The sequence below is a fragment of the Luteimonas sp. GW821-FHT14E02 genome (assembly GCF_058803905.1).
Genome location: NZ_JBXAPK010000010.1, coordinates 15272 through 33625 on the forward strand (window position 1 = coordinate 15272; position 18354 = coordinate 33625).

Here is an 18354-nt window from a genome sequence, read left to right on the forward strand (position 1 = left end):
ACGACAAGCTTACGCAAGGTCAGCCATCTATTCACCTGACGTTTGTCATGTGCGTTGGCTGATCGCCGCAACTGCCGCCGAACGGCGCCGCCGCCTACTTTGACGGCACGGTCTCCACCTTGAAACCACGATGAGCGGCGATCAAAGCGTTCTGGCGTGCCTGCGCGGCGTCAGCAAGAGTTACGGCAGGATTCCCGCGCTGGATGGCGTCGACTTGTCGCTGCGCGGCGGCGAACTCCTGGCCCTGCTCGGCCCCAACGGCGCGGGCAAGAGCACCGCGATCGGCTTGCTGCTCGGCCTGATTCGCGCCGATGCGGGGGCGGTGGAACTTCTCGGCGAGGATCCGTCGCGTTTGTCGGCGCGTCGCGGGATCGGTGTGATGCTGCAGAGCGCGGCGCTGCCGCCGATGCTGCGTGTGGGCGAGTTGATCCGCCTCACCGCCAGCTATTACCCGGCGCCGCGCACGTTGCAGGAAAGCGCGGAGCTTGCCGGCGTCACCGATTTGCTGCGGCGTCCCTACGGCAAGCTTTCCGGCGGTCAGCAGCGGCGCGTGCAGTTCGCGCTGGCGCTGTGCGGGCGGCCGCGGCTGCTGTTCCTCGACGAGCCCACCACGGGCCTGGACATCGAGGCGCGGCACGGACTCTGGGCCGCGATCCGGCAACTGCTCGCCGAAGGTTGCGCCGTGCTGTTGACTACGCATTATCTGGAGGAGGCCGAAGCGCTCGCCGATCGCGTCTGCGTGATGGTGCGCGGCAAGATGATCAGCGAAGGCAGCGTCGATGCCTTGCGCGCGCGCGTCGCGCTCAAGCGCGTGCGTTGCCGCAGCGGGATTGATCTGGCTACCGCGCGCGCCTGGCCGGAAGTGACCGAGGCGCGCATGGACGGCGAGCGGCTCTGGCTTTCGAGCGAGCGCGTCGAGGATCTGCTTCGACGTCTGCTCGCCGCCGACAGCACGTTGACGCATCTGGAGGTTCAGGCCGCCGGCCTCGGCGAGGCCTTCACCGAACTCACCCGCAACGCGGAAGCGATCGCATCCACCCGCAGCGAGGCCGCCTGATGCAAACGCTCGACTGGACCGCCGCCACACCCGCGAAAGCACCGATGCCGGCCAGCCGCGTGCTACAGGCCTATCTGCAGGAAATGCGCAGCGAATGTCTTCGCTACTTGCGCAGCCCCGGTTTCATGTTGCCGACGCTGCTGTTTCCGCTGGTGTTCTACACGATGTTCGGCATCGTTCTTGGCGGCAGGCATGGCAATCCCGATGCGCCACGCTATCTGCTGGCTGCCTACGCGACTTTCGGGGTGATGGCGCCAGGCCTGTTCGGCTTCGGCATCGCCCTGGCCCTGGAGCGCGACAACGGCTTGCTCATGCTCAAGCGCGCGCTGCCGATGCCGCCGGCGGCGTATCTGCTCGGCAAGATGGTCATGGCGATGCTGGTGGCGGGGCTGATCGTCGGCTTGTTGGTGGTACTGGCGATGTTCGCCGCGGATGTGCGGCTCCAGCCGTTGCAGATCGCGCACTTGCTCGCCACCGGCATGCTGGGCGCGCTGCCGTTCTGCGCGATGGGGCTGCTGCTCGGTTGCCTGGTCAGTGGCCAGGGAGCGCCGGCGATGGCGAATCTGCTCTATCTTCCGATGGCTTTCCTTTCCGGCCTGTGGTTCCCGTTGTCGGTGCTGCCGCGGTTCCTGCAGCAACTGGCGCCGCTGTGGCCGAGTTATCACTTGAACAAGCTGGCGCAGGCGGCCGTCGGTTCCGGATCCGCCGCGCTCTGGCCGCATGTCCTGGCGCTGTTTGGCTTCACCGTCGTGTTCCTGCTGCTGGCGGCGCGGCGTCTGCGCCGGCATGGCTGAGATGGCATCATCGCGGCATCGATTGGCCGGCCCATGCCCGTGATCCCTCGCTTCCTGTCTCCCTGGTTCGCAGCCGCGCCGGATTCCGTCGTGTCCGAAGCCAGGCGCCGGGGCAAATCGCCATGGAGCGAAGGCATCCACTTGTTGTGGTCGGCCTGGGTATTCATCACCCCGCTGTTCGGGTCCGGCTACACCTGGAGATGGGTGCTGATCACCGCGTTGAGCTATCCGGTGTTCGTGCTGCTTTACGCCAAGACCTTGCTCGCATCGCGGCGCGCCTCCAACTTCTACGCGATAGGCATGGTCGTGCTGTGCCTGGTGCTGATGCCGGTTTATCCCGCGGGTATCAGCTATTTCGTGTTCGGCTGCGTGATGCTGCGCAGCGCCAACAACCGTCGGTTGCTTGTCTATCTGTGGCATCTGCTGCTGCTCAATGCCGCCTTCTTCGTGGTGGCGTGGCTGTTGGACTATCCCTTGCGGGCCATGCTCTGGGTGCCGGCGCTGACGTTGATCATCGGCATCGTCGTCAACGTGGAGCGCAAGAGCCAGGAAAAGGACGTGGCGCTGAAGCTCTCCCACGAAGAGGTGCGGCGCCTGGCGGCGACCGCCGAACGCGAGCGCATCGGTCGCGACCTGCATGATCTGCTCGGGCACACCCTGTCGCTGATCACGCTGAAGCTGGAACTCTCGCGCAAACTGCTCGATCGGGATTTGCCGGCCGCGCGCCGTGAAGTGGAGGAAGCCGAGCGCGTCGCCCGTCATGCCCTGGCCGAGGTGCGCAGCGCGGTGACCGGCATCCGCGCTGCCGATCTCGCCGCCGAGTTGGCCTCCGCGCGGCTGCTGCTGGAATCGTCGATGGTGCATCTGCAGTACGAAGCGCCGCCGGCGCTGCCTCCGGAGATCGAACGCAGCCTGGCCCTGGTGATACGCGAAGCGGCCACCAACATCGCCCGCCATGCGCAGGCCACGCATGCGCAGATCGCTTTTGCCTGCGAGGCGGGCATCGTGCAATTGCGTATCGCCGACGACGGTCGCGGCGGCATCGTGGACGAAGGCAATGGCCTTGGCGGCATGCGCGAGCGCGTGTCGAAACTTGGCGGCAGCTTGCGGATCGAATCGCCCAAAGGGCAGGGCACGCGCCTGCAGGTACGCGTGCCGGTCAAACTGGACGCGGCGCAGTCGCAATCCAATGCCGCGATTGAAAAGGAATCCGCTGAAGAAGAAGCTGCCACGGAAACACCCAAGCAACGCGTCGTATGATGGATGGACATGATCCGGATCCTGCTCGCCGAAGACCAAGCGATGGTGCGCGGCGCCTTGACCGCGCTGTTGGGATTGGAACCCGATATCGAAGTGCTGGGCGCCGCGGCCGATGGCGAGAGCGCGTGGCGCGAACTGCAACGCCTGAAACCGGATGTCCTGGTCACCGACATTGAAATGCCCGGCCTGAGCGGCCTGGAACTGGCGCAGCGCATCCAGCGCCATGCATTGCCGACCAAGGTGGTGATCGTCACCACCTTCGGCCGCGCCGGTTTCCTGCGCCGCGCCTTGGAAGCCGGTGTCTCCGGTTATCTGCTCAAGGACGCGCCGGCCGAGAACCTGGCCGAGGCGCTGCGCAAGGTGCATCGCGGCGGCCGCGCCATCGATCCGCAACTGGCGGTGGATGCCTGGAGCGACGCCGACCCGCTCAACGACCGCGAACGTCAGGTGCTGCGGCTGGCGGGCGAGGGGCAATCCGCGGCTGAAATCGCCGCGAAGCTGCAGCTCTCGCACGGCACCGTGCGCAATTACCTGTCGGAGGCGATCGGCAAGCTCGGCGTCGGGAATCGCATCGAAGCGTACCGGCTGGCGCGGCAGAAAGGCTGGCTGTAGCCGCCTGTGTGCCATCGGTGGAACACCGGTATCCCATTGCGACAACGCCGTTTTGCAAGCCAGTCGCTATAGTGCCGCTTGCCTTCCAGGGGGGAGGCCCGCATATCGTCCCCCATCGTAGTGCCTGTCGCGACAGGCGCTCAGCCAGAGCAGCTTGCATGTCGAGTCCGAGTCACGTCAGCGATACGCCCATCACCGCGCGCGATCAATTGGTCGCCTATGTCGCTGCGGGCGAGAAGCCGAAGGAGGACTGGCGCATCGGCACCGAACACGAGAAGTTCGGTTTCCGCCTCGACGACCTGCGCCCGCCGGCGTTCGACGGCGAGCGCGGCATCGAAGCCCTGCTCAAAGGCCTGACGCGCTTCGGCTGGACGCCGGTGGAGGAAAAGGAACGCGTCATCGCACTAGTGCGCGACAACGCCTCCGTGACACTGGAACCGGCGGGGCAGCTCGAACTCTCCGGCGCACCGCTGGAATGCATCCACGACACCTGCAGTGAAGTCGCGACGCATCTGAAGGAAGTGAAAGCTGTCGCCGACGAGCTGCAGCTCGGCTTCCTCGGCATGGGCTTCCAGCCGAAGTGGAAGCGCGAAGACATGCCGTGGATGCCGAAGGGGCGCTACAAGATCATGCGTTCCTACATGCCGAAGGTCGGCCAGCTCGGTCTCGACATGATGACGCGCACCTGCACCGTGCAGGTGAATCTGGACTACGTGTCCGAAGCCGACATGGTGAAGAAATTCCGCGTGTCGCTGGCATTGCAGCCGATCGCGACCGCGCTGTTCGCCGATTCGCCGTTCATCGAGGGCAAGCCGAACGGTTATCTCAGCTACCGTTCGCACATCTGGACCGACACCGATCCGGATCGCACCGGCATGCTGGACTTCGTCTTCGAGGACGGGTTCGGCTACGAGCGCTACGTGGACTACATCCTCGACGTGCCGATGTACTTCTCCTACCGTGACGGCATCTATCACGATGCCAGCGGGCAGAGCTTCTGCGATTTCATGGACGGCAAGCTGCCCGTGCTGCCGGGCGCCCTGCCGACGCTGCGCGACTGGTCCGATCACCTGACCACCGCATTCCCGGAAGTACGCCTGAAGAAATTCCTGGAGATGCGCGGTGCTGACGGCGGCCCGTGGAATCGTCTGTGCGCGTTGCCGGCGTTCTGGGTCGGCTTGCTCTATGACGATGCCGCGCTCGACGCCGCCTGGGATCTGGTCAAGGACTTCACCCTGGCCGAACGCCACGCCTTGCGCGATGGCGTGCCACGTCAGGCGCTGAAACTGCCGTTCCGCAAGGCCACCGTGCGCGAGCTGGCGCTGGAAGCACTGAAAATTTCTGCGGCAGGCCTGCAACGCCGCGCACGCTGCAATCGCAACGGCGCCGACGAGAGCCTGTTTCTCGCGCCGCTGATCGAAGCCGCAGAAGCCAACGAAACGCCGGCCGAGCGCAAGCTGGCGCTGTACGAAGGCGAGTGGGGCGGCGACATCGATCGCGTGTTCCGCGAATTCGCGTACTGACCCCGCGGCTGTCCGTGCGCCCCGCCTGACGCATCAGGGCCGCTTCGTCGGTCAGCCACCGATGCCCGCACTCCCCAGACGGGCCTGGCGGCGCACTCGAACTGACCGCCGTCGGCCTCAACCGCGTCAACAGGCGGATGGCGCTCAGGAAAACCGGGTTGCGCCGCCGTCCGTCCGGTCATGCTGCAGCGCGGCAAAAAACGCGTTAGCCTTCGGTCGATGACCAAGAGCCCCACGTCCCGCCCCGCGCCGCTGCGCGAACGCCTCGAATTCGCCGAGACCGACACCCTGCTGCGCGACGACGTGCGCCGTCTCGGCGCCATGGTCGGGCAGATGCTGGCCGAGCAGGTCTCGCCAGCCCTGCTGCAGCAGGTCGAATCCGTGCGCCGCGACGCCATCGCGCGCCGCGAGAACGGCGAGCCGGTCGACGCGCTCGCCACGCGTCTGGCACAGGTGCCGCTGCAGGATGCCGAAGCGCTGGTGCGCGCGTTCGCTGCCTACTTTGGCGCGATCAATCTCGCCGAGCGTGTGCATCGCATCCGTCGTCGTCGCGACTACCAGCGCACCTCCGATGCGCCGCAACCGGGCGGTCTTGAAGCAGTGCTGCGCGACCTGCGCGATGCCGGCGTCACGCTGGCGGAACTGCAGGACCTGCTGCCGCGCATGCGCGTCGAGCCGGTGTTCACCGCCCATCCCACCGAAGCGATCCGGCGCGCATTGCTACTGAAGGAACACACCATCGTCGATCGCCTGATCGACGACATCGACCGCACCCGCACGCCGCCGGAGCGCCGCGCCGACGAGGAGCGCATCCGCCAGTCGCTGACCACCGCCTGGCAGACCATCGAGGCGCCGCCGCACAAGCCCAGCGTCACCGACGAGGTCGAACACATCGGCTTCTACCTGGGCAATGTGCTGTTCCGCGTGCTGCCGGTGTTCTACGAAGTCTTCGCCGACGCCGTGGAGCACGCCTACGGTGAACGCATCGAATTGCCGCCGTTGCTGCGCTTCGGCACCTGGGTGGGCGGCGACATGGACGGCAATCCCAACGTCGGCGCCGACACCATCCGCGCCGCGCTCGGCGTGCAGCGCGCGCAAGCATTGGCGAACTATCGTGTCGACCTGCGCGCCCTCGGCGACGTGCTCACGCAAAGCCGCGAGCGCATCGCCGCCGATGCCGAGGTCGAGGCGCGCATCAGCCGTTATCGCCATCTGCTGCCGGAAGCCGCGGCGCGGTTGCGACCGCGCCTGGTCGACATGCCGTACCGGATCTTCCTCGATCTGATGCGCGCCCGCCTGGCGGCGACCGACACCGGCGCCGCGAACGGCTACGCCGACGCCGACGAGTTCATCGACGATCTGGACACCATCGACGCCAGCCTCGCCCACCATCGCGGCGATCACGCCGGCCGTTTCGCGTTGCAGCGCGTGCTGTGGCGCGCGCGCACCTTCGGTTTCCACATGGCAGCGCTCGACCTGCGCCAGGATTCGGCCGTGCACGACACGGCGCTGGCGGCGCTCGAAAAAGACGAGCAATGGCCAACGCGCGAGTTGTCGCAGCGCATCGATCGTTTGCACGCCTTGATCGACGGCGCGGCACCCACCGTACCCGATACCGAGGCGGCCGCCGGCACGCTGGCCGTCTTCCGTACCGTGCGCGAACTGCGCGGGCAATTCGGCGAGCACGCCTTCGGCCCCTACATCATCAGCATGAGCCGCAGCGCCGCCGATGCATTGGCGGTGCTGGCGCTGGCACGCATCGCAGGTTGTGTTGAAACAAATGCTTCAGGAGCGGGCGAAGTCCCGCTCGACGTCGCGCCGCTGTTCGAAACCGTCGGCGATCTGGAAGCCGCCACGGGCGTGATGCGCGCGCTGTTCGAGGATCCGGTCTACCGCAAGCACCTCGCCGCGCGCGGCGATCGCCAGATCGTCATGCTCGGCTACAGCGACAGCGCCAAGGACGGTGGCCTGCTCGCCTCGCGCTGGGCCCTGCAGCGCGCGCAGGTGGAACTGCTGGAACTCGCGCGCGAAGCCGGCGTGCGCATCGTTTTCTTCCACGGCCGTGGCGGCTCGGTCAGCCGCGGCGGCGGCAAGACCGAGCGCGCGATCATCGCCGCGCCGCGCGGCTCGGTCGACGGCCGCTTGCGCGTCACCGAGCAGGGCGAGGTGATCCATCGCAAATACGGCATTCGCGCGCTGGCCCTGCGCAATCTCGAACAGACCACCAGTGCGGTGTTGCGCGCCAGCCTGCGCCCGCGCCCGCCGGAACCGCGCGAGGGACAGTGGCGCGCGCTGGCGGCGGAACTTGCGCAGGTCTCGCGCGCGCACTACCGCGCGCTCGTACACGAACGCGAGGACTTCCCTGTCTACTTCCGCGCCGCCACGCCCATCGACGTGATCGAGCGTTTGCGCATCGGCTCGCGCCCGTCGCGGCGGCGCGAAGGCGGCATCGAAACCCTGCGCGCGATTCCCTGGGTGTTCGCCTGGTCGCAGAACCGCTCCGGCCTCACCGGCTGGTACGGCGTCGGCGCCGCCCTGCGCCACGGCATCGACACCCACGGCCTCGACACCATGGCCGCGATGGCGCGCGAATGGCCGTTCTTCGCCGCGATGCTGGACGATGTCGAGATGCTGATGGCGAAGTCGGACCTCGCCATCTTCGAGCGTTACTCGCAGATGGCCGGCGACCTGCACCCGGCGTACTTCCCCGGCATCGCCGAGGAGTTCGCCCGCACGCGCGAAGCGATCCTGGCCCTGAAGCAGCGCGACACCCTGCTCGCGGACGACTACCGGCTGCGCCTGTCGATCCGGCTGCGCAATCCCTACGTCGATCCGATCAGCCTGCTGCAGGTGGAGCTGCTGCGCCGCTGGCGCGAAGCCGGCCGCGAGGACGACGTGCTGCTGCGGGCGTTGATCGCCACCGTCAACGGCATCGCGGCGGGGATCCAGAACACCGGCTGATCCAGTCCGGGTTAACAAGCCGGCGTTTCGGTTTGTAGGGTGCAGATTGCGGCAGCTTTCGACCCAAAGCTGCCACCCAGTTGGTTCGGATGCTCGCCTTGGAGTTACAGCCACTATACAAAAGGTGGCTCTTTTGCAGTCTTGGATGTCTGCAGGAGAATCACGCAGAAGAGCTTTGCTCTCGTAACGGCGTTATATAGAAGTCTCCGCTGGTATTCCGCAGCCCATTTCATGCCTGTCGGCCAGAGCACTATTACCACGTCGAACTCTCGGTTCTTTGCACCGTGAACTGTCATAGCTCTCGTTCCAGACGACTTATCCATGCGGATTCGCTTGCGACGCGCCATCATCAATCTGATTTCGGCAACCACCTCTTCTTTGAGGAATGAAGTCTTACCTCTAGTTCTCCTCTGACAGTCCAGCCACTCAGACATTGCGAGAGAAAACGCAGGATTCATTATTCTATTGGCGCCCTCTCGAATCTGAGCGGCGTCATTGATCTCTGCCAAATGCATCAATCCGAGAAGCTCTTGCAGTTCCTGCTGGTCTGAACTTTCAAGTCGAACCGAATGAGGTCCGAGGTTCCTTTTCGACGACTTCGTAGAGCGCACAAGGTCGATCACCGATTTTGCGAATGTGCCAATCGTGGGCGATATGATCGCCGAGCTTCTAGGGGCGCGCGCGTACCACGACAGCCAATTATTAACTTGATCCGCAGTTCTCTGCGCGTTCCCAGTTACCAATAATCTGAACGTACGTGAGCCATTGGGTATCGGCAGTCCTGCCCGGAGAGCCGAGGCCGCTGCAAGAATCTCCTTGTCCTTGGTGCGCCATTGGACTTCGAGCTCTTTGTCATCGCTTGCTTCGACTAGCCAGTTGCAAAGAGGATTGATGGCTAGAGTCTCGTCCAAGCACTGAAACTCGTCAGCAGCAATCAGAGCATCAATGTGGACCGTAAGCGCCTGGACAATCCGGAGGCGCGCAGGATCCATGTCTTGAGCCTCATCGATTACAACGAGGCGATAGACCTGGCCCACCCAGCCGACAACCTCTGGGCGCTCCAGCAGGCTGGCGGCGATCTCGCAAACTTCAGTAAACGCTTCGCCGCTAGGCTCTTCGAATCCCAAATGACGCCACAAGCTCCGCCATCGCACAACAATTTGTTTCGCAAAACTATCTATGGTCTCGCAGGTGTAGCGACCATTGAGAATCTTCATTGACCTCAGTGAATCATCAAGTCTCCTTCTGGCTCCCTGCATGAAGGTTAGAGCGAGAATCTTCTCGCCTTCGTTGAGCGGACTATTAAGGAGGTACGACTTGGTTTCGTCCATCAAGGTCCAAGTCTTGCCGCATCCGGCTCCGCCTGAAAAGCTCCTTATCATGGGTGGAAAACAAAAACGCCGGCGCTGTCCTTTTTGAATCTTTCGCTTTCGGTTCCTCTGCACGCGTTGGCTAATCCATTGAATAGCTCGGCAGCTCGTGCGGAGCAAGCGTCGCTTGCAGCGACTACTTCGCTGAAAGATTCGTACAGAATTGGGTCGTTCTTTTTGGCTCTAAGGCTCGCAACCACCTCTTCTCGAGACTTGCCATTGTGGCCTTCCACCTTGCTTGGCGCGGCCGCATCGGCAGCTAAGATCCAATCCATCACCCCTTCCAAGTCTGCGCCGGTGTGCCATCTCACTATGAATACGGGTGGCAGTTCCAGTCCTCGTAGTTGTTTGACGTACTCAATTCCGGCCTCGTCGCCATCAACTAAGCATCCGACGCGGGGGTGTAGGCGCGAAAGCCTCTTGGAAATCGCAACAACATTTGCGTCCTCAGTAGGCACTACGCCGACTTCAAGTGGAAATGCTCTTTGTGTTGTTGCAGCCCAGCCTCGCCGAACTGTCAGTGAGCGAATTAGCGTCGAGATCATGCGGTGCTCCGAGCGCCCCTCAGGAACTAGAACGCTCGGCTGCATCAATGCCTCTAAGACATCTATCCTGCTCGAATGAAAGAATTTCCTTTCCCAGCTCTTAGAATCCTCTGTAAGAGCTGATTCAAAGAATGGTTCAGCTTTGATCAACCCCGATTCGTTGATCAAAAGCAAGACAGCGGTCGGGTCTGCCGAGGCAGCTACGGTTGGCGAATGCGTCGTTGTGATCGTCTGAGACGAAAGCGATTGGACTCGTTGCACAAGCTGCTGCTGGCTGGATGGAGGAAGGTGAACTTCCGGCTCCTCGAGCGCCATCACGAATCCCTCGCCAGCAAGCCCGCGTGCCTTCCCGAGCTCTAGAAGAAGGGTCAGTCCTTGTAACGACAGAAGGCCGCTGCCCTGCCTGCTCGCAGGTACGCTAGTGCCACCTTCAACGTGGTAGTGAGAGCACACTGCATCCATTACGGATTTGCTATCAGTGTTTGTAATCCTGAGCTGCAACTTTGGCGCTGAGGCCAAGTACCGCCCCATTTCTGCGTCCACATTTGCGGTGAGCTTTGACATCGCAGGATCGAGTTCCAGCGGCATTTCCGGTGCTCGAAGCCGTTCCCGCTCATTAAGCAAGGCTCTTGATGGCTGCGCCTCAGCTGCCAGCACTGTTCGCCGGAAGAGCTCGCTACCCCAAGAGAGCATCTTGTCCCATGTTCGGCTTGCTCGGACGAGATAGAACCCGACCTTGTGAACTAGCCGGCCAGGTACTTGCGTGACGTTTCCGTCTGCAAACGGATCCATCTCATCATCTGAATCATGGAAGTATCTGATCGTTTCAACTTTCAAGGTTTCTTGGTCGAAATACGCTTGAAAGGCAATTTGGCAACACAGTAATTGCTCTTGCTCGGTTCGTGCTGGATGCACAACGCCTGTTTTAGTGTCGATCCACTTCGGAACTGCTCGTCCCGGTTGAAACCATTCAGGCAGGGCGTCGGGATTGCTGGAGCCGAAATCGGCCAGGGTGGCCACTAGCTTGATCCGGTCTTCGGGTTGCGGGTTGGACTGATAAAAATCGTGCTCGGTAAGCTCTCTTACCAAGCCATCCCTCCCGAAGAGGAGTGCCATCGCTTCGACGATTGTGGTCTTGCCCGAATTGTTCGGGCCAACCAAGATCGGATGTTGCTTGAACAGAATATCGGCTTGGCGAATGCCTCTAAAGTTCCGAATAGAAAGTTTGGCGATGCGCATCCCATGCTCCCCCTGGCTGGCTGTCAATCATATCGCCACGTGGTTTTTCCCAGAGCGCCCCATAAGCGAGCAACGACGACTAAAGGGTCACTAGGTCCGCATAGTCTGTCATTGCTCCGACGGACAGAAACAGCGGTTCGAGGTGGGCAACTATCCGGCGGCGGGGCCGAAATGCGACACGAACTTCCTTTTGATATGCGTAGCCGAAGTGCTTCGCCATTTCCGGAACCTTGAACTTTGTGTAGTCGCGATATGGGTCGTAGTATGTCACCTTTCCTTCCATTGGCTCCCAGTCGGGAAAGCGCGCCAGAAAGGACGCGATCAGGCGCTGCTTGAAGCGCTCCGGGTTCTTGATGACGATTGCTGCGTCGGCCTCAAAGTCCGTAGGCATGCGATAGTGGATCTGTTCGCACATGCTAAACAGGTAGTAGTCGTCGAACACCAGCGGTAACACGACGTCGTCGTCGCCGAATTCAATCCGATGCCCCTGCATATCGAAGTGGGCTTGACCTTCGACGCGCTCTTGGTAGGTAGGGATGAAGAAGGTTCGACTAGTTTCGTCGTCCCGAACAGCGTCCAAATGGCTTACGTTGTTATAGGACTTGGCATTGGCTATCCGAAGCTTGCCTGTTTTCAGCATCGGCTCGAGAAACTCGCGCTTACCGTATTTGACGAGGATAGGTCCGGAAGGTGCCTTGTACCTTGCGAACAGTGCGACGCCAATTGGCGTTCCATGTTGAAAATACCGATGGATTGGCTCCCGAGCGGATTCAATAAGACGTCCGGGTATGCCTGCACCTCGGGCGTTGAATTCCTCCAGCATGTGGGTGAAGGTCTGCATGAACTCATCGGTTTCAGTGAGCGGAACAAGTTGCAGCTTGCCGGACTCGCCGATCTCGCCAACATTCATGAATATGTGCCGGAATCTCTCGGCAATGCGCTCGTCAGGCGCGCCGATCAGGTAGGGTCTGGCCAAATAGGCATGGCGCCAAACTTCATGTAGTGCAAGTCGTCGGGGCTGTTCCGACTTCCGCTCATAGAACAGTCGGCGTTCGTCAATGGCCTTCAGTCGCTCGCGGATCTGGTTGACGCTGACTTTCCCCATAAAGTCATTATTGGCCAGACAGCGGTTTATGCACCACTCAACGTCCGCTCCTGGCCGATATCAGCCATTGCTTATTTGCTCTGCGGCGTTGCATCAAGCCAAAGATCTAACTTGACGTATACTCCCTGGGAGTACCGGGATATCCGCCATGCCCCACACCGCCCACGAAAAAAAGCGCGCCCTCACCCGCCTGCGCCGCATCCGCGGCCAGACCGACGCGCTCGAGCGCGCGATCGAACAAGGCGCGGAGTGCAGCGCCGTGTTGCAGCAGCTCGCGGCGATCCGCGGGGCGGTGAACGGGTTGATGGCGGAGGTGCTGGAGAGCCATCTGCGCGAGGAGTTCGGCGACATCGCCGAGAACGACGCGGGCATCCAGCAGGCCATCGCGCTGGTGCGTTCCTATCTGAAGTGATCCGAGTCTGAAGTCATCTGAGGGAGTTGCTCATGAAATCACGCGCCGCCGTGGCGTTCGAAGCAGGCAAGCCGTTGCAGATCGTCGATATCGACGTGGCGGGGCCGAAGGCCGGGGAAGTGCTGGTGAAGATCCACGCCACCGGCGTTTGCCACACCGATGCGTTCACGCTCAGCGGCGACGATCCGGAAGGCATCTTCCCGGCCGTGCTCGGGCATGAGGGTGGCGGCGTGGTGGTGGAGGTCGGGGAAGGCGTGACCAGCGTGGCGCCGGGCGATCATGTGATTCCGCTGTACACGGCCGAATGCCGCAAGTGCAAGTTCTGTCTGTCCGGCAAGACCAATCTCTGCCAGGCGGTGCGCGCGACGCAGGGCAGGGGGCTGATGCCGGACGGCACCACACGCTTTTCCTACAACGGGCAGCCGATTTATCACTACATGGGCTGCAGCACCTTCAGCGAGTACACGGTGGTGCCGGAGATTTCGCTGGCGAAGATCGATCCGGCCGCGCCGCTGGAGAAGATGTGTCTGCTCGGCTGCGGCGTCACCACCGGCATCGGCGCGGTCCACAACACGGCGAAGGTGAAGGCGGGCGATTCGGTGGCGGTGTTCGGGCTCGGCGGCATCGGGCTGGCGGTGATCCAGGGCGCGAAGCAGGCGCAGGCGGGGCGGATCATCGCGGTCGACACCAATCCGGGCAAGTTCGAGCTCGCGAAGTCGATGGGCGCCACCGATTGCGTGAATCCGAAAGAGCACGACAAACCGATCCAGGACGTGATCGTGGAACTGACCGATGGCGGCGTGGATTTCAGCTTCGAATGCATCGGCAACGTCGATGTGATGCGCGCGGCGCTGGAGTGCTGCCACAAGGGCTGGGGCGAGAGCGTGATCATCGGCGTGGCGGGCGCGGGGCAGGAGATCCGCACGCGGCCGTTCCAGCTCGTCACGGGTCGCGTGTGGCGCGGCACCGCGTTCGGTGGCGTGAAGGGCCGCACGCAGTTGCCGGGCATGGTGGAGCAGGCGATGCACGGCGAGATCGATCTGGATCCCTTCATCACGCACACGCTGCCGCTGGAGCGAATCAACGAGGCCTTCGATCTGATGCATGAGGGCAAGTCGATCCGCACGGTGATCCATTACTGATGAGCACGCACTGATGGAGCGCGTCGAACGACATGCCGCGTCCGGCGGCAGACAGGAAGTCTGGACGCATCGCTCGCAAGTGCTGGATTGCGACATGCGTTTCGCGATCTATCTGCCGCCGCAGGCACGGCGGGAGCGCGTGCCGGTGCTGTACTGGTTGTCCGGCCTGACCTGCACCGAGCAGAACTTCATCACCAAGGCTGGCGCGCAGCGGTATGCCGCCGAGCACGGCATCGCCATCGTGGCGCCGGATACGAGTCCGCGCGGCGAAGGCGTGGCGAACGATGCGGCCTACGATCTTGGTCAAGGCGCCGGCTTCTACGTCAATGCCACGCGGGCGCCGTGGACGCGGCATTATCGGATGTACGACTACGTCGTCGAGGAATTGCCGAAGCTGGTCGAAGCGCAGTTTCCGGTCGGTGATGCGCGCGCGATCAGCGGGCATTCCATGGGCGGGCATGGTGCGCTGGTGATCGCGCTACGCAATCCCGGGCGTTATCGCAGCGTGTCGGCGTTCTCGCCGATCGTGGCGCCGTCGCAGGTGCCGTGGGGCGAGAAGGCCTTCGCCGCGTATCTGGGCGAGGATCGCGAGGCGTGGAAGGCATACGATGCCGTCGAGCTGATTGCGACGGCGTCCGAACGGTTGCCCTTGTTCGTCGATCAAGGCGATGCGGACGAATTCCTGGGCACGCAGCTGAAACCGGAATTGTTGCGAAGCGCGTGCGAGGCCGCGGGACATCCGCTCAATCTGCGCCTGCAGTCCGGCTACGACCACAGCTATTACTTCATCGCCAGTTTCATCGGCGAGCACGTCGCGCATCACGCGCGTGCGCTGCGCGGCTGAGGCGTTTCAATTCGCCGCGCTCACCGGGCGCAGACGAAACACCACCATCCAGCCGGCGAGCGCCGCGATCGCGGCGAACAGGTAGACCGACGGATAGCCAAACTGCATCGCCAGCAGGCCGGCGATCGGGCCGGTCATCGCGTAGGCCACGTCCTGGAACGCCGCATACGCGCCCAATGCGGTAGCGCGTACCTGCGCGGGCACGCGGCGCACGGCTTCCACGCCGAGCGCGGGATACAGCAGCGAGCATCCCGCGCCGGTCAGGGCGGCGCCGAGAAATCCCATCCACGGCGCCTGCGCCTGCCAGAGCACGAGCAGGCCGGCGGTTTCGATCAGCATCAGGATCAGGGCCACGCGGCGGCCGCCGAGTTTGTCCGGCAGGTGGCCGAACAGCAGCCGCATGCCGACGAAGGTGACGCCGAAGCAGGTCAGCGTCCAGCCCGCGCCACGCCATCCGCGTGCCGCGAAATACAGGGTAATGAAGGCATTGATGCTGGCGATGCCGACGCCTTGCAGCATCAGGCCGAACGACGGCGGCGCGATCTTCGCGAGCACGGTACGGAACGGCAGGCGATGACCGCCGAGCGGCGCGACTGGTGCCACGCCGAGGGTCAGTGCCAGTCCGGCTAGCGGCAGCACGATCGTGGCCACGCCGACCCAGACGAAACCGCCGTACTCATGGATCGCCAGTCCCAGCGGCGCGCCGGCCGCGAGCGCGCCGAAGATCGCCACGCCGGTCCAGGTGATCACTTTGCCCGAGTGCGCGGCACCGATGGCGCCGATGGCCCAGGCCATCATGCCGGTGACCAGCAGGCTTTCGCCCACGCCCAGCAGCAGACGGCCGACGATCAGGACGGGAAGCTGGCCGTCGTGCGGCAGCCATGTGGAAGTCACGTAGCACGCGCCGGCCACGGCGGCGAGCCAGCAACCGCCGCGCATCGCCCGTCGTGCACCGGTGGTGTCGGCCAGTTGGCCGGCGTAGCCGCGGGTGACGATGGTGGCGAGGAACTGCACGCCGATCGTCACGCCGACGATGAAATCGCTGTAGCCAAGGGTCTGGCGCACGTGCAGCGGCAGCACGGGCAGCGGCAGGGCGACGGTGAGGTAGCCGAGGAAGATCGCCACGCACAGGCGCAGCAGGGCGCGGTCGGGGGAGGAAGGCGGAGCGGCGGCGGTCATCGACCGGCATCCTAGCGGTTGTCGTGCCGGGGGCGTGCTGATATTGCCGGACGATGCGCGCGACTGAGCGTGCTATTGCAGGGCGAAGTCGGTGTAGACGAAGCGCTCGTCGCGCAGCACCGTTTCGCCGCGGACCAGCGCGAGCGGCTGCGAGAACATCGGGCCGGCGCGGACGCAGGTGTGGAACTCGCCGTTCTCGCCGCAGGGATCGCAGTGCGGTGGCAGCTCGCGCAGCAGGTCCGCATCGAAATCGCGGCCGCTGTAGCGGCCGTCGAGTTGCCGCGCGTCCACGCAGCACAAGGCCGCGCGCAGGCCGCCGGCGAGCATGTCGCGCGCCAGTCGTGCCGTGTCCGCACCGAACAGGGGCGTCATGATGTCCCAGCCCGCTTCGGCCAGGCGTTGCTCGCGATAGGCGCGGATGTCTTCGAGGAACAAATCACCGAAGGCGGTGGTGCGCAATTGCGGCCAGCGTGCGCCGGCTTCTTGCAACGCTTTCGTCATCGCTGCTTCGTAGTGCGCGTTGTCGCACTCGCGCGGGATCATGGCTTCGATCAGCGGCAGTCCGGTCGCCTTTGCTTGTGCATGCAGCACGTCGCGGCGGATGCCCTGCATGGAGACGCGCTGGTATTCCTGCGTGATCGTGGTGAGCAGCGCCACCACTTCCACGTCCTCGCGCTGGCGCAGCACGTGCAGCGTCCACGCCGCGTCCTTGCCGCCGCTCCAGGCCAGCAGGACCTGTTTGCGCTCACTCATGCGGGTGAATCGACGGATCGGACGTTTGCTTGCGGACGTGCCACGTCGAGACGGGGCCTGCGCGGCCGGCACGCCCCGCCGAGGCTGCATTTACGCAGCCGACACATCCCGCAATTCCCACGCGCTGCCGGCCAGCAGCCGCAGGCGATGCTTGAACACGGCGCCCGGCAGCGACGTCACTGCGATCAGATCGATATGCAGGTCATCCTGCTGGCCGTTGACGGTGGCGCCGGGGTCGGTGGCGCCCAGGGCGGGATCGACGCCGTCCGGGTCGTCCTGCTTCGCGCGCCAGCGCCCGAACAGCGCGTCGCTGCGCAGCGCTTCCTGCAGTTCCTGCGCGAGGCCCTCGGCCCCCTGGGACCGAAAGGCGAATTCGCCGGCGCCGCGCGCCTTGGCGGGGTCGGGCAGGCTGATGTAGTAGCGTGCGGCCATGAGCGGTCCGTGCGATGAAGATGGCGTGGAAGCCTATCAGCCGCGCGTTAGCGGGATGTTGAGATATCCGCAACGGCGCGTTGCGCGAGCGTGGTCGCGCGGCGCGCTCACGCGAACGGGTGCGCCTCCGCGGCGAAGCCCACGACCACCGCGCCCTTGCCGACATTGACCATGCCGGTCAGGCTCATCACGCTCTCGAACACTTCCACGCCATGCACCTCGCAGGCCTCGCGCAGCGCGTCGTAGCCGGGCATCGCGCGCATCTCGTCGAGCTCGCCGCCGTAGCAGAGGGCGAGGGTGGGCGTCATCAGCCCGGCGGTGACGCGGCGCGCGGCGAATTCGAACAGCTTCTGCACGGCCGGCTCGAAGCCCTTGACCTTGCCGACCGGGCCGGTATCGCCGCGGTAGGCGTGCAGGATCGGCTTGATGTCCAGGGCGGTGCCGAGCGCGGCGCTGAGCAGGCTCACGCTGCGGTCGCCCTTGGCGCGGCCGCGGTTGCGGATGTAGTACAGATCGCGCGGCACCGCGTAGCCGTGGGTGTGCATGGCGATGTGTTCCAGGCGCGCGCGGATCTTGGCCGGTCCTTCACCGGCCTCGCGCAGACGCACCGCCTCCACCGGCAGGATGGCCTGCGCGCAGAACAGGTTCTGCGTATCGATCAGGCGCAAGGCGAACGGCGTGGTGTTGCCGGCGGCGCTGCGGATCGGCCTGTAGTCGTTGAGGATGGCGTAGCTCGCCTTCTGCGCGTTGTCGTAGATCGGGCTGCGCGTCTTGGTGACGGTCAGGCAGAAGACGTGGTCGTAGTCGATGACCAGCCGCTCCAGGAACAGATCGTGGATCTGCTGCACCGTGAACGGACTGGTCTCCGCATTGGCGCCGCGCTCGGCGATGTGCGAATGCAGGAAGGCGAGGGTGGCCTCGGGATCGCGATAGTCCACCTGGATGGCATCGTCGATCCGGATGGTGACCGGCAGGATGACGATGCGGTGTTGTTCGATGAAGTCCTTTGGCAGGTCGCAGGTCGAGTCGACGACGATCCCGATGCGCATGGTGAGTCCCGTTCCCCCTAAACGGGCAACGCTACCAGTCTTGCCCGGAAACGCTCTGTGAGCAGGATCACGCTATA

General features: G+C 64.0%; 16 protein-coding genes. 9 read left to right on the forward strand and 7 right to left on the reverse strand.

What is annotated here, in order from left to right:
* Window positions 1–130 precede the first annotated feature (130 nt).
* The 6 genes from AC1RNP_RS15625 to ppc all read left to right on the forward strand — a co-directional run bounded on the left by AC1RNP_RS15625 (window position 131) and on the right by ppc (window position 8207).
* Window positions 131–1057, forward strand: a complete 927-nt coding sequence (locus AC1RNP_RS15625; protein WP_493052205.1) for an ABC transporter ATP-binding protein — start codon at window positions 131–133, stop codon at window positions 1055–1057.
* Window positions 1057–1851 carry an ABC transporter permease gene (locus AC1RNP_RS15630; protein ID WP_493052206.1) on the forward strand — a complete coding sequence of 265 codons (795 nt, stop codon included), beginning with the start codon at window positions 1057–1059 and terminating at the stop codon, window positions 1849–1851. Before AC1RNP_RS15625 ends, AC1RNP_RS15630 begins: the two co-directional genes overlap by 1 nt.
* Before the next feature lie 33 nt (window positions 1852–1884).
* Window positions 1885–3111 (forward strand): sensor histidine kinase, encoded by a 1227-nt coding sequence (locus tag AC1RNP_RS15635; protein WP_493052207.1) that lies wholly within the window; start codon window positions 1885–1887, stop codon window positions 3109–3111.
* A 9-nt stretch (window positions 3112–3120) separates the two neighbouring features.
* Window positions 3121–3723: a response regulator transcription factor gene (locus tag AC1RNP_RS15640; protein WP_226469392.1), complete on the forward strand. Its 603-nt coding sequence runs from the start codon at window positions 3121–3123 to the stop codon at window positions 3721–3723.
* Window positions 3724–3881: 158 nt separating this feature from the next.
* Entirely contained in the window at window positions 3882–5246 is a 1365-nt protein-coding gene (locus AC1RNP_RS15645; RefSeq protein WP_493052208.1) for a glutamate--cysteine ligase, read from the forward strand.
* 219 nt (window positions 5247–5465) lie between these two features.
* Window positions 5466–8207 (forward strand): phosphoenolpyruvate carboxylase, encoded by a 2742-nt coding sequence (gene ppc, locus AC1RNP_RS15650; protein WP_493052209.1) that lies wholly within the window; start codon window positions 5466–5468, stop codon window positions 8205–8207.
* Between the two features lie 113 nt (window positions 8208–8320).
* Here the strand turns inward: ppc and AC1RNP_RS15655 are convergent, their stop codons facing one another.
* The 3 genes from AC1RNP_RS15655 to AC1RNP_RS15665 all read right to left on the reverse strand — a co-directional run bounded on the left by AC1RNP_RS15655 (window position 8321) and on the right by AC1RNP_RS15665 (window position 12466).
* A complete protein-coding gene (locus AC1RNP_RS15655; RefSeq protein WP_493052210.1) occupies window positions 8321–9589 on the reverse strand; it encodes an ATP-binding domain-containing protein in 1269 nt (422 codons plus the stop codon).
* Entirely contained in the window at window positions 9586–11361 is a 1776-nt protein-coding gene (locus AC1RNP_RS15660) for an ATP-dependent nuclease (protein ID WP_493052211.1), read from the reverse strand. The genes AC1RNP_RS15655 and AC1RNP_RS15660 overlap by 4 nt, the downstream gene beginning before the upstream one ends.
* A gap of 79 nt (window positions 11362–11440) precedes the next feature.
* A complete protein-coding gene (locus tag AC1RNP_RS15665) occupies window positions 11441–12466 on the reverse strand; it encodes a hypothetical protein (RefSeq protein ID WP_493052212.1) in 1026 nt (341 codons plus the stop codon).
* Between the two features lie 148 nt (window positions 12467–12614).
* Between AC1RNP_RS15665 and AC1RNP_RS15670 the strand changes: the two genes are divergently transcribed.
* Genes AC1RNP_RS15670 through fghA form a run of 3 tightly spaced genes read left to right on the forward strand, consistent with a single transcriptional unit; the run spans window position 12615 to window position 14864 of the window.
* Window positions 12615–12878, forward strand: a complete 264-nt coding sequence (locus tag AC1RNP_RS15670; protein ID WP_493052213.1) for a metal-sensing transcriptional repressor — start codon at window positions 12615–12617, stop codon at window positions 12876–12878.
* A 32-nt stretch (window positions 12879–12910) separates the two neighbouring features.
* Window positions 12911–14020: an S-(hydroxymethyl)glutathione dehydrogenase/class III alcohol dehydrogenase gene (locus AC1RNP_RS15675; protein WP_493052214.1), complete on the forward strand. Its 1110-nt coding sequence runs from the start codon at window positions 12911–12913 to the stop codon at window positions 14018–14020.
* Between the two features lie 13 nt (window positions 14021–14033).
* The gene (gene fghA, locus AC1RNP_RS15680) at window positions 14034–14864 is read left to right on the forward strand and encodes an S-formylglutathione hydrolase (RefSeq protein WP_493052215.1); all 831 of its coding nucleotides are present in this window, start codon (window positions 14034–14036) and stop codon (window positions 14862–14864) included.
* Window positions 14865–14870: 6 nt separating this feature from the next.
* Here the strand turns inward: fghA and AC1RNP_RS15685 are convergent, their stop codons facing one another.
* The 4 genes from AC1RNP_RS15685 to AC1RNP_RS15700 all read right to left on the reverse strand — a co-directional run bounded on the left by AC1RNP_RS15685 (window position 14871) and on the right by AC1RNP_RS15700 (window position 18277).
* A complete protein-coding gene (locus AC1RNP_RS15685; protein WP_493052216.1) occupies window positions 14871–16043 on the reverse strand; it encodes an arabinose transporter in 1173 nt (390 codons plus the stop codon).
* 72 nt (window positions 16044–16115) lie between these two features.
* Entirely contained in the window at window positions 16116–16796 is a 681-nt protein-coding gene (locus AC1RNP_RS15690; protein ID WP_493052217.1) for a Dph6-related ATP pyrophosphatase, read from the reverse strand.
* A gap of 90 nt (window positions 16797–16886) precedes the next feature.
* Window positions 16887–17228: a hypothetical protein gene (locus AC1RNP_RS15695; RefSeq protein WP_493052218.1), complete on the reverse strand. Its 342-nt coding sequence runs from the start codon at window positions 17226–17228 to the stop codon at window positions 16887–16889.
* A 107-nt stretch (window positions 17229–17335) separates the two neighbouring features.
* Window positions 17336–18277, reverse strand: coding sequence for a DegV family protein (locus AC1RNP_RS15700; RefSeq protein ID WP_493052219.1), 942 nt, complete (start codon window positions 18275–18277; stop codon window positions 17336–17338).
* Window positions 18278–18354 lie beyond the last annotated feature (77 nt).